Annotated in this window: 9 protein-coding genes; 2 read left to right on the top strand and 7 right to left on the bottom strand. The window is 70.1% G+C overall.

The window, feature by feature from the left end:
* Nucleotides 1-16 precede the first annotated feature (16 nt).
* The 6 genes from hisC to C1J01_RS03165 all read right to left on the bottom strand — a co-directional run bounded on the left by hisC (nucleotide 17) and on the right by C1J01_RS03165 (nucleotide 7860).
* A complete protein-coding gene (gene hisC / locus C1J01_RS03190; RefSeq protein WP_181448546.1) occupies nucleotides 17-1087 on the bottom strand; it encodes a histidinol-phosphate transaminase in 1071 nt (356 codons plus the stop codon).
* 49 nt (nucleotides 1088-1136) lie between these two features.
* Nucleotides 1137-1802 (bottom strand): NUDIX hydrolase, encoded by a 666-nt coding sequence (locus tag C1J01_RS03185; protein WP_111175775.1) that lies wholly within the window; start codon nucleotides 1800-1802, stop codon nucleotides 1137-1139.
* A gap of 54 nt (nucleotides 1803-1856) precedes the next feature.
* The gene (locus C1J01_RS03180) at nucleotides 1857-3656 is read right to left on the bottom strand and encodes a DUF4434 domain-containing protein (RefSeq protein WP_111175773.1); all 1800 of its coding nucleotides are present in this window, start codon (nucleotides 3654-3656) and stop codon (nucleotides 1857-1859) included.
* 29 nt (nucleotides 3657-3685) lie between these two features.
* Nucleotides 3686-4774 carry a glycosyltransferase gene (locus tag C1J01_RS03175; RefSeq protein ID WP_111175771.1) on the bottom strand — a complete coding sequence of 363 codons (1089 nt, stop codon included), beginning with the start codon at nucleotides 4772-4774 and terminating at the stop codon, nucleotides 3686-3688.
* Nucleotides 4775-4793: 19 nt separating this feature from the next.
* Nucleotides 4794-6044, bottom strand: coding sequence for a nucleotide sugar dehydrogenase (locus C1J01_RS03170; RefSeq protein WP_268958566.1), 1251 nt, complete (start codon nucleotides 6042-6044; stop codon nucleotides 4794-4796).
* A gap of 130 nt (nucleotides 6045-6174) precedes the next feature.
* Nucleotides 6175-7860: a glycosyltransferase family 4 protein gene (locus C1J01_RS03165; protein ID WP_111175767.1), complete on the bottom strand. Its 1686-nt coding sequence runs from the start codon at nucleotides 7858-7860 to the stop codon at nucleotides 6175-6177.
* A 56-nt stretch (nucleotides 7861-7916) separates the two neighbouring features.
* Here C1J01_RS03165 and wecB point away from each other — a divergent pair, with 56 nt between their 5' ends.
* Together wecB and C1J01_RS03155 are read left to right on the top strand one after the other, a co-directional pair.
* A complete protein-coding gene (gene wecB / locus C1J01_RS03160; RefSeq protein WP_111175765.1) occupies nucleotides 7917-9047 on the top strand; it encodes a non-hydrolyzing UDP-N-acetylglucosamine 2-epimerase in 1131 nt (376 codons plus the stop codon).
* Between the two features lie 54 nt (nucleotides 9048-9101).
* Nucleotides 9102-11138, top strand: coding sequence for a glycosyltransferase family protein (locus tag C1J01_RS03155; RefSeq protein WP_111175763.1), 2037 nt, complete (start codon nucleotides 9102-9104; stop codon nucleotides 11136-11138).
* Between the two features lie 6 nt (nucleotides 11139-11144).
* Here C1J01_RS03155 and C1J01_RS03150 read toward each other — a convergent pair whose 3' ends face one another.
* The gene (locus C1J01_RS03150; RefSeq protein WP_111175761.1) at nucleotides 11145-11819 is read right to left on the bottom strand and encodes a hypothetical protein; all 675 of its coding nucleotides are present in this window, start codon (nucleotides 11817-11819) and stop codon (nucleotides 11145-11147) included.
* Between the last annotated feature and the right edge of the window lie 257 nt (nucleotides 11820-12076).

Genomic DNA, 12076 nt, shown 5'->3' with positions numbered 1-12076 from the left:
CCCCCGAGACCGTTCCTCAGCCGTTGCGGAAGGCGTCGGCCGCCCGGAGCAGCACGTCGTTCGCCTCCGGGGTGCCGATCGAGACGCGCACGCCCTCCGGCGGGTACGGCCGCACGGCCACGCCCTCGGCGGCGCACGCGTCGGTGAAGGCGAGCGTGCGCCGCTCGTCGTCGAAGCGCAGCCAGACGAAGTTGGCCTCCGTCGGCGGGACCGTCCAGCCCTGCTCGAGCAGCGCCTCGCGCACCCGCGTGCGCTCCTTGACCACCTGCTCGACCCGCTCCAGCAGCTCGTCCTCCGCCTTCAGCGAGGCGATGGCGGCGGCCTGGGCCAGGTGGTTGACGGCGAACGGCACGATCGTCTTGCGGACGGCCGCCGCCACCGGCTCCTGCGCGATCATGTAGCCGACGCGCAGCCCGGCCAGCCCGTACGCCTTGGAGAACGTGCGCAGCACGACCACGTTGGGCCGGTCGCGGTAGAAGGCCAGGCCGTCGGGGACGTCGGCGTCGCGGACGTACTCGTGGTATGCCTCGTCGAGCACCACCATCGTGTGCTCGGGCACCCGGTCGAGAAACTCCGCCAGCTGCGCCCGCCGCACGGCGACGCCGGTGGGGTTGTTCGGGGTGCAGACGAACACGATGCGGGTGCGCTCGGTGATCGCCTCGGCCATCGCGCCGAGGTCGTGCTCCTCGCCCGCCAGCGGCACCCTCACCGACGTCATGCCCGCCAGGTCCGACAGCAGCGGGTAGGACTCGAACGACCGCCAGGCGTAGACCGACTCGGTGCCGGGGTCGGCGACCGAGGTGAGCAGCTGCTGCACGATCGTGACGGACCCGGGACCGAGCGTGACGTGGCCGGCCGGGACGTCGTAGCGCTCCGCGATGGCCTCGGTCAGCCCCATGCTCGTCGGGTCGGGATAGCGGTTGACCTCGCGCGCCGCCTTGGCGATCACCTCGACCACGGAGGGCAGGGGCTCGTAGGGCGACTCGTTGGAGGACAGCTTGTACGACCGCCGGCCGGCCGGCGCGGCCACGGACTTGCCCGGCTTGTACGGGGCCACGGTGTCGAGGATCTTGCGGAAACGAGGCATGGCCTAACCATAAAAGGAGCGCCCCGGTGCGGCGCCACCCAGGTGCGGGTCAGTCGCGGAGACTGCGCAACATCGGCGGGTGCAGCAGCTCGGCGGGGCCGCGCCGATAGAGCTTGGCGGGCCGGCCGCCGTCGCGCGTCGTCGTCTCGCCGGTCTCCACCAGGAAGCCCTCGGCCTTGGTGACCTTGCGGTGGAAGTTGCGCGGGTCGAGCTGGCGGCCCCAGACGATCTCGTAGACCCGGCGCAGGTCGGCCACCGTGAACTCGGGCGGGCAGAACGCCGCCCCCAGCGAGGTGTACTCCAGCTTGCCGCGGGCGCGTTCGATGCCGTCGAGCATGATGCGGCGGTGGTCGAAGGCCATGACGGTCAGGGCGTCGACCGGTTGCCAGCTCATGTGGGCCTTCTCCGAGGCGGGCAGGTCGGGGGCGAGACCGAGGTAGGCGACGCTCAGCACGCGCTGACGTGGGTCGCGGTCGGGGTAGCCGTACGTCTGGAGCTGCTCCAGGTGCACCGGCGCGCCCGGGAGGCCGGCGCGCTCGGCGAGGATGCGGTGGGCGGCGGCCGGGAGGTCCTCGTCGAGCTGGATGAAGCCGCCGGGCAACGACCAGCGGCGCAGGAACGGCGGGCTGTCGCGCCGCCACACCAGAGCGCTCAGCGCCTGGTTACGGACGGTGAGCACGACCAGGTCGACGCTGACCGGGACGCTCGGGACCATGGACGGCACGTTACACGGACCTCCCACGCCCGGCGAACCGCGCGGGAGGGCGGCTCACGTGAGGATGCGGACGTGCAACGGCTCCGTGGTCTCCTGGCCGGAGGGCAGGCGCACGCCGATGCGCACCCACTCCCCGGTCGGCACCTGACTCCAGTCGAACGGCACCCACGCGGTCGCCATGCCCTCGGGCAGCTCGCCCTCGATCGGGTCCTCGTCCAGCCAGCCGACGGACGAGACCACCAGCTCTTTCGTGCCGCCGGACCACCGCAGGGTGATGGTGCCGTCCTTGAGGTTGTAGCCGCGCACCTCGACGCCGTCCTGGATGTCGCGCGGCGTGCGGATGGCGTCCACGGCGATCGGCCGCTGCCAGTCCCTGAGGATCTCCGTCTCCAGCGAGGGCTCGCCGCAGGTCATGAAGTCGCTCCACATGTAGGAGACGATCTTCTGGACGTACCGCCCGGCCATCGTCACCGCCTGGTCCAGGCGTTCCTTGTCGGTCTTGCCGCGGGTGCCCGTCGGGGCGCAGGGCCGGTCGCCGGACGGCTCGAACGCCTCCACGTTCGCCCACAGCTGCACCTGGTAGCCCGCGTCGAGCATCTCCTGCCGGGCCGCGGCCATCTCGCGGTAGTAGTCGCGCGTGGAGCCGTGGTAGGCCGTGTCGTACGTCGCCTCGCCCACCACCGGCCGCAGTCGCGCGTCCACCTCCTGGTCGCGCTCGTCGGGCCAGAACAGGCCGACCTTGCCGGTCCCGCGGCTGTCCTGCGGCGCGATGATCCCGACCCCGGTCTTCGCCAGGGCCTTGAACCCCTCGGCCACCTGCTGGGGCGTGCGGCCGAAGGCCACCCGTTTGCGCGCGTCGAGGTAGGGGCTGATCAGGATGGGCTTGCCGGGCAGCTCCTGCTCGACGATCGTGTGCTGGTCGGAGTAGACGTCCAGCGTCGGGTTGTCGGCCAGCGTCTCCGACATCTGCACCTCGAACGGCTGGTAGACCCCGCCGAGCGAGGGCCGGTCGGCGAAGCGCACGCCGTAGTCCTGAAGGATGCGCCGGGTCAGCGTGGTGAGCGTGCCGAGGTGGCGCGGCTCGGCCTTGGTCGGCGTCCTGGAGTCGCGCGGGGCCAGCGGCAGCGCGGGGAAGACCCGCATGCCGAACTGGTCGCCCAGGTCGAGCAGCTTGCCCAGGCTGTCGTTGGGCGAGCCGGCCACGAGGATCATGTCGTACGACTCGGGCTTGCCGCTGAAGTCGCAGGTGGCGTCGTCGGAGCCGTCGGGCTGGGTGAGCAGGCGGTAGTAGATCCGCTTGCCGATCGGGATGGCGTGCTCCATCTCGGGGCAGCGGAACAGGTCGGGGCCGAACGACTCGTCAGTCCGGTAGACGTACATCCGGCCGATCCGGTTCTTCGGGTTGGCCTCCTTCAGATCCCGCACGGCGGCGTCGTAGCAGGTGAGGCCGTCCTCCTCGCACGACTCGTAGAGGGAGTCGACGGTGCCGTCCTTGGCCAGCACCTCCCCGTCGTCGGAGATCGTGCGGAACTGCAGGCCCCAGCCGATCCGGATGATCGTGTCGCCGCCGACGCGGTGGATCTCCTGGAGCTGCTTGCGCCAGGTGCACGGGTTGGACGTGGGGGTGATCCAGTAGCCGGTGACGGCGTAGGGGGCGGTCTCGCCGGTGTCGAACGTTCCACAGGGGTCGGTGAACTCGCTCACCTGAGGCGTCGGGTACGTGCTCGACGGCGTCGGCGCCGCCTTCGAGCCGGCCTCCTTCGCCGGCCCGTCGGACGACTCCGGCAACACGATCACCACGGCGGCCACCACGGCCACCACGACTGCGCCCACGACCAGGAAGAGCCAGCGCACGTTCAGGAACCCAACCGCCCTCGTGTGATTTAGTGCTTGACCCCGGCCCAGGCCTCCAGCTGGGAGACGAACCGCTTCGCGGAGTTGGGCCAGTGATGGTTGGCGCGGGCGGCCGCGTAGCCGCGCGCACCCTGGGCCTGCCGCTCGCGTACGTCGTCGCGGAGCGTCAGCACGGCCTGCGCCACCGCCTTCGGGTCCTGCCAGGGCACCACGACGCCACTCTCGTAACGCTCGATCAGCTCGACCGCGCGGGGCGACGGCGTGGTGATGACGGGGATGCCGTGCGCCATGTACTCCACGATCTTCGTGGGCATCGAGTGCCGGTAGTTCGGCTCGTCGTGCAGCAGCGACAGCCCCGCCAGCGCCCCGTCGAGCCGCTTGAGCGCCTCGTCGTTGGGCATGAAGTCACGCCACTCCAGCAGGCCCTCGTGCACGGCCTGGTTGAGCATCGGGCGGCTCTGCTGGTCGGCGTAGCCGATCAGCTCCACCGCCACCCGGTACGGCTGCAGCAGCCGGGCCACCTCGACCGCCTCGACCACGCCCCTGGCCCTCGACAACCAGCCCAGGTAGACCACGCGGTCGTCACCGGGCGGCGTCACCGAGTCGGGCACCCAGGTCTCGTTCGGCACGATGAGGTGGGCGTGCTTGAACCGGCCCGCGTACGCGGTCTCGGCCAGCAGCAGGTGCATGTGACGTTCGGCGGTGCCCTCCAGCAGCCGGGCGAGGAAGCGCACGGGCGGGCGCAGCGGCGCGGGCAGCCACGGCTTCAGCGACAGCGTGGCCGGGGTGTCCTCGTGGACGTCCCACACCACGGGCGGCCTGTTGCGCACGCCCCACACCGCGAACAGCAGCTCGGGATCGTGGATGAGGACGAGGTCCACCTTGTCGCGCATGCGCTTGAACAGCCGGCGCGCGGCCCAGACCGCGGCGACCCGCTTGCGCTGGGCGGCCCTCGGAAGATCGACCCCGGTCACCCACGGCCGGGGGACGACGCCGTGGGCGGTGTAGGACGCGGCGTACGTGACCTCATGACCGGCGTCCACGAGGGCACGGATCTGCCTGTGCAGAATCCTTGCGTCCTCGGGGTTATGCACCACCGTCATGACGAGCACGTGCACTGCGCGCAGCCCTCCGTCGCTACAGCCGCTCGACGCGTTCACCCTCGGCGAGGACGCCGCGGGTGTCCAGCACGAGCCTGGCCTTCGCCTCGACCATGTCGAGGTCGAACGCGGCGTGTTGCTGCAGGAGCAGCGTCACGTCCGCGTTGATCACGGCCTCGGCCAGATCCTCCTCACGCGGCACCGGGGTGCCGTCCACCGACCACTCCTTTACGTACGGATCCGCGAACGAGAGCTCGGCGCCCAGCTCCAGCAGCGCGCGCGCCACGGGGAGCGCTGGGGTCTCACGCTCGTCAGCGATGTCCGGCTTGTAGGTGACGCCGAGCATAACGACCTTTGCGCCGTTCACGGCCTTCTTATGCCGGTTCAGCAGCCGCTGCACCCGGTTGACCACGTACGACGGCATCCGCTCGTTGATCTCCTGGGCCAGCTCCACGAACCGGAACGGGTAGCCCAGCTTGCGCACGGTGTACGACAGGTACGACGGGTCGACGGGGATGCAGTGCCCGCCGACGCCCGGCCCCGGCAGGAACTTCTGGAAGCCGAACGGCTTGGTCGCCGCGGCCTCGATCGACTCCCACAGGTCTATGCCGAGCTCGTCGCAGAAGATCGCCATCTCGTTGACGAGGGCGATGTTGACGTGCCGGTAGGTGTTCTCCAGCAGCTTGGCCATCTCGGCCTCGCGGGTGCCGCTGACCGGCACCACCTGCTCGATGAACTGCCCGTAGAACGCCTTCGCGCGGTCGCGGCAGGTCGGGGTGTAGCCACCGACGACCTTGGGCGTGTTGCGCAGGCCGAACTTGGGGTTGCCCGGGTCGATGCGCTCGGGCGAGAAGGCCAGGTGGAAGTCCTCGCCGGCGACGAGGCCGGAGGCGCTCTCCAGCGCCGGCCTGACCACCTCGTCGGTGGTGCCGGGCCAGGTGGTGGACTCCAGGACGACGAGCGTGCCCTTGGTGAGGTTGCGCGCCACGGTGCGGGTGGCGCCCTCAACCGCCGACAGGTCGGGACGGTGGTCCTCGTCCAGCGGGGTCGGCACGCAGATGACGATCGTGTTGCTCCTGCTCAGCACGGACTCGTCGAGCGTGGCGCTGAACCCGTTGGCCAGCATGTGATCGAGGTCGGCGTCAGTCAGGTCATCGATGTAGGACTGCCCGGCGTTGAGCGCCTCGACCTTGGCGGGGTCGACCTCCACGCCGACGACCCGCAGACCGGCAGCCACCGCCTCCTTGGCGAGCGGCATGCCGACGTAGCCCAAGCCGATGACAGCCAAGTCGATTTCTGTCACAGCTGTGCCTTTGGGAGCCGGAAACAACACTTCATGGTCGCAAAGGTTATCTCAAGTCCACCTAGCTCACGCCTAATGCGACCGAACCCGCCATGAGAGACAGACAACATGGAGGTCAACGATCCGTCAGCGATTGGTACAGAGCTCGGTAGGTCTCGGCAACACGGCTCCACGTGCGCTTCGCCGCGACCTCCGCACGCCCGGCCTCGCCCATCTCCGCGCGTCTGGCCGGGTCCTCCCGCAGCCCCGCGAGCGCCTTGGCGAGCGCCGCCGGATCACCCGGCGGCACCAGCAGACCGGCGCCGTCAGAGCCGACGAGCTCGGAGAGCGCGGGTAGATCGCTGAGGACGACGGGCTTGCCGAGCGCCATCGCCTCGACGGGTTTCAATGGCGTAACGAGTCGGCATACGCGCAGATCCTCGCGCGGGCAGGCGAAGATGTCGATCGCGTCCTGGGCCTGCAGGGCCTCGTCGGGGCCGACCCGGCCGGGCAGGATCGCGTCGCGCAGCCCCAGCTCGTCGACCAGCTCCAGCAGGTTCTCCCGCTCGGTGCCGTCGCCCACGATGAGCACCCGCACCGGCGTGTGGTCCTCGCGCAGCAGCGCGGCGGCCCGCAGCAGGGTGGCGAACCCCTCGTAGGCCACGATGCTCGACACCGACCCGACCACGACCTCGTCGTCGCCGATCCCGTACGCGCGCCGGAACGAGACGCCGTCGTAGTGGGCCGTGAGCAGGGTGTCGTCGACGGCGTTGGGCGCCAGGTGGATCTTCTCCCTGGGCACACCGCGCTCGACGATCTCGGTCGCCATGGTCTCGGCCAGCGTGACGACCGCGTCGGCCTCGCGCATCAGGAACGCCTCGCGCTCGCGCTGGAGCACGTGACGCTGGCTGCCGACCCTGATCGGGTCGCGCGAGGCCCAGGTCTCCTCCAGGAAGCCGCGCACCTCGTAGACGAAGGGGGTGCCGGTGCGGTCGCGCACGGCGTGGGCGATGGAGCCGTTGCGGTGGTCGGTGGCGGCGTGCACGACCTGCGGGCGTAGCTCGGTCACGAGCCTGGTGACCGCGTCGGCGCCCCTGATGATGCGCCCCTGCGTCTCGAACGGCATCTCGCCGTGCCCGTCAGGCAGCAGCCGGTGGTAGGGGATGCCGTCGATCTCCTCGTACGGCGCCGCGTCGGCGTGCCCCTGCAACATCGGCCAGCCCCAGCTGGTGACCACGTGCGGGTCGATGCCCGCGGCCTTCTGCGAGGTGACGATGCGGTGGGTGCGCACGGTGTAGCCGGCCTGCGTGTACGGCAGCGCGTTCGTGACGACGTGCAGGACGCGGTCCTTGACCCGGCTGAGGATGGCGACCTTGGGCGCGGGCGGGATCGGGTCGGGGCTGATCGCGGCCAGCTCACCGCGGTAGTAGGCCGCCCTGCGCTTGACGAACGGGTATTTGGTGTGGGCCTCGAGCAGCTCGGCGGCCTCGCTGACGCGACCGGCGTCCCAGGCGAGCTTGGCGTCGTTCCACGGGCCCTTGACCACGCGCATGCCGAACTTGCGGACCATGCGCCGCGCCCGGCGGGCGGCCGGCCAGGCGACGCCGCCCACGACGGGACGCAGCCGGGGCGGGAGCGCCTCGGCCGCCGCCTGGGCCACGCGGACCGGGTCGGACTTCACCTTCGTCGCGACCACGCGGGAGACGATGATCGGGTGCCGGGCGAAGCCCTTGATGAGCCCGGCGACACCGGCGCGGGCGGACTTCGCGGAAACCCTGCCGGCGGCTCGGGGGGAGTCTTGACGACTGGCGTCGGATGCCACGCCGTGACCGTACCATAGGCAACGTTTTTCCCCTTCCGCTATGAAAGGCGAGGTCAATGAGGGAGAACCCCCTGGTCCTGCACGTTCTGGGAGCTCGTCCCAACTTCGTGAAAGCGGCCCCGGTGGTGCGAGCACTCGGTGAACTCGGCGTGCGGCAGGGCATCATCCACACCGGTCAGCACTACGACGCGCTGATGTCGGACGTGTTCTTCGCCGACCTCGGTCTGCCCGAGCCGATCGCGAACCTCGGCGTCGGCTCCGGCAGCCACGCCAAGCAGACCGCGGCCCTCCTCGTCGGCCTGGAGGAGGTCGTCCAGGAGCACGAGCCCGACCTCGTCGTGGTCTACGGCGACGTCAACTCCACGCTGGCCGCCATCCTCGTCTGCGCCAAGCTCGGCGTCCCGACCGCGCACGTCGAGGCCGGCCTGCGCTCGTATGACCGGGGGATGCCGGAGGAGGTCAACCGGGTCGTCACCGACGCCCTGGCCGACCTGCTGTTCGCGACCTCGCCGGAGGCCCTCGCGTATCTCGCCTCCGAGGGCGTGCCCGCCGCCAAGGTGCACCTCGTGGGCAACCCCATGATCGACAGCCTCTTCGCGGCGCTGCCCTCGCTCGACCCGGCGCCCGTGGTCGAGCGGCTCGGCCTGCCGGCCCGTTACGCCGTCGCGACGCTGCACCGGCCCGCCAACGTCGACACCGCCGAGGCCGCCAAGGAGCTGGTGGAGGCGGTGCTGGAGGTCTCGCGGAAGGTCCCGGTCGTCGTGCCGATCCACCCGCGCGGCAAGGCGCGCCTGGCCGAGGCCGGGCTCGTCGACGGCGAGACGGTCAAGGTCGTCGACCCGCTCGGCTATGTGGACTTCCTCTCACTCGTGCGCGGCGCCGCCCTGGTGGTCACCGACTCCGGCGGCGTGCAGGAGGAGACGACCATGCTGGGCGTCCCGTGCCTGACCGTCCGGCCCAACACCGAGCGGCCGATCACGATCACCCACGGCACCAACCGCCTGGTCACGCCCGCCCTGCTGCCCGCGGCGGCGGACAAGGCGCTGGCCGACGGCGCCGTCACGCCGGCCGGGGAGCTTCCGGTGCTCTGGGACGGCAAGGCCGGGCCGCGCATCGCCAAGGTGATCTCCGCCTGGCTGGAGGGCGACAACCTCGCCCCTGCCTCTCAGGCCGAACGCCAGGAATAGCGGCCGAAACCGCCGTACTATGACATACCTCCGCTGAGCGATAGGCGTATCACCATGGCCGAAACCCCCGAAGAGCCCACTTTCCAGCGGCTCGGCCCCGTCAACTGGCTGCCCGAGGATCGCAAGCTCGTCGAGCGGTACGAGGCGGAGCTGCGGGAGCTGCGGCGGCGGCTGGAGATCGCCGAGGCCAAGGCCGCGTACGCGAGCTGGAAGCTGGAGGCGACGCAGGCCAAGCGGACGTACAAGCTGGGCGAGGCCCTCGGCTCGAAGAGCCCGGGGAAGATCGTCGAGGCCGTCCGGTCGAAGCAGAAGGCGCCCAAGCCGCCCATGCCGGTCAGCGAGGCGACGGAGCTAGCGAACAACCGGCCGCCGCTGGTCGAGGTGCCGACGATCAAGTGGCCGGCGGGGCCGGTCAACCGGCCCGACCTGAAGGTCGCGGTGATCCTGGACGACTTCTCCCGGATGGCCTTCCGCTACGAGTGGGACCAGATCGAGTTCGGGCTGAAGGACTGGCCGGAGATCTTCGCGGAGAAGCGTCCCGACCTGCTGTTCTGCGAGTCGGCCTGGCACGGCAACCAGGGCCGCTGGCGCTACCAGATGACCGGCACCAACGCCCCGAAGGAGCCGCTGCGCGACCTGGTGGCCTGGTGCAGGGCGGAGGGCATCCCGACGGTCTTCTGGAACAAGGAGGACCCGCCGAACTTCGACTTCTTCATCGACACGGCCAAGCTGTTCGACTACGTGTTCACCTGCGACGGTGACATGCTGCCGAAATATCGGGAAATTTTGGGACACGACCGGGTGGACGTGCTGCAGTTCGCCGCCCAGCCGCGCGTGCACAACCCGATCCAGCAGAACAAGGGCCGCCTGCACGACGTGGTCTTCGCCGGGATGTACTTCCGCGACAAGCACGCCGAGCGCCGCGAGCAGATGGAGACCGTCCTCGACCCCGTCAGGGAGCTGGGCCTGCACATCTTCGCCCGCAACGGCGAGGTGGACGAGAAGTACGCCTGGCCGGAGAAGTACCGGCCGCACATCGTGGGCGAGCTGCCCTACGACCAGATGCTGGCCGCGTACCGGATGTACAAGGTCTTCCTGAACGTCAACTCCGTGCTCGACTCTCCGACCATGTGCGCGCGGCGTGTCTTCGAGCTGTCGGCCTGCGCGACCCCCGTCGTGTCGGGATGGTCGCGGGCCATCGAGGAGACCTTCGGCGATCTGATCCCGATCGCGCGCGAGCCGATCGAGTCGTACAACCAGGTGCTGCACCTGCTCAACAGCCCCGAGCTGCGGGCCAGGATGGGCCACCTGGCGATGCGCGAGGTGTTCGACAAGCACCTGTTCTCGCACCGGGTGGACCAGATCCTCCAGGACCTCGGCCACCGGGTGGAGCCGCGCTCGCGCTCGATCTCGGTCGTGCTGCCCACCAACCGGGCCTCACAGATCGAGCACGCGATCTCCTCGGTGGCCAAGCAGCTCCACCGCCCGCTCCAGCTGATCATGGTGCTGCACGGCCTCGACATCGACCCGGTCGTGGTCGCCGACAAGGCCCGCATGGCGGGCATCACCGACGTCGTCGTGCTGCCCGCCGACGCCTCGTTGTCGCTCGGCGCCTGCATGAACCTGGGCATCGCCGCCGCCGAGGGCGAGCTGATCGCCAAGATGGACGACGACAACCTCTACGGCGAGCACTACCTGTCGGACCTGGTCAGGGCGTTCGACTACTCCGACGCCGAGATGGCCGGCAAGGGCGCGCACTACGCGTACTTCGAGGGCAGCAACACCACGATGCTGCGCCTGCCCGGCCTGGAGCACCGCTATTCCTGGCTCGTGCAGGGCGGCACGTTCCTCGGCAAGGCCGACCTGTTCCGTTCGTACGGCTTCGCCGACATCACCCGCGGCGAGGACACCCACCTCGTACGGCGGTTGAAGGAGGACCGCGTCAAGATCTACTCGGCGGACCGCTTCAACTTCGTCTACTGGCGCAGCGCCGACACCGCGATGCACACCTGGCAGGCCGACCACATCAAGCTGACCAGGAACGCCCAGTTCTCCTTCGTCGGCCGCCCCGACGACCACGTGCTCATCTGAGGGGCGTCAGGCGGTCGCCTTCGCGAGGTTCTGGTCGGCGAGGCGGGCCAGCTCGTACAGGCCCTGCGGCTTGACCTGCTGACCGACCACGAGCATGCTCATGACGACCGCGCCGCGCCTGATCATGACCGAGCCGATCTGGGCGTTGTTCTTCTCACCCGCCGCCGTCGTGAGGTACGCCTGCGACTCGTCGCCCTTGACCGGCATCTTCAGGGTGCGCGTCCGGTAGGTGACCTTCGTGCCGCCGACGTCGGCGGTGTAGCTGGCGCACTGCTTCGGCAGCGGCGCGGGGAAGGCCGGCGCGGGCAGCGACACCACGGCCTGCGTGATCGAGCCCCGGTCGGCGGAGAACGCGACCACCGCGGCGGGCGACTTCGCGACCTCGGGCCTGGCGGCGTCGAGCTGGGCGGCCCCGGCGCACTCCGGGCGCTCGGCCTTGGCGTGGCGCAGCGCCTCCAGCCCCTGCTGCGTCGACTTGAGCGAGCCGAACGCGCCCACCTCGGGGCCGTAGGCGATGCTCATGCCCTTGGGCGCCGGCAGCAGGGCGGCGCGCAGCTTCGCGGTCTCGGCGGCCGACGGCTGGGCCGGGCCGGCCGAGGCGGCGGGCTCGGGGGCTTCTCCCGAGGAGCATCCGGCAAGGACGAGGGTGGTCAGGAACACGCCGGAAACAGCCTTGCGCATGGCTTTCTCCAATTCGACTCTGGCGGCATTGTGGAAAACGCTAGAGGACACGGAGAGTAACGGGCTGGGCAACGCCGCTATTCGCGGAATTCAACTGCTTCACGAACGATTTCCGTTTTGACGCGCTTATTGCCCCACTCCACGCGGTGACCGTCCTGCGTGCGCCCTTGCGCCAGCTCGTGTGGCGGAGCGGCTTGTCAGGGGCGTTCTCCGCGGCGTGCTGTAAAGGCGGATGTCAGAAACGACAGGGCATTCCA

The sequence above is a fragment of the Nonomuraea aridisoli genome, assembly GCF_003236395.1.
Lineage (GTDB): Bacteria > Actinomycetota > Actinomycetes > Streptosporangiales > Streptosporangiaceae > Nonomuraea > Nonomuraea aridisoli.
This window is presented reverse-complemented; position numbering and strand designations above follow the sequence as displayed.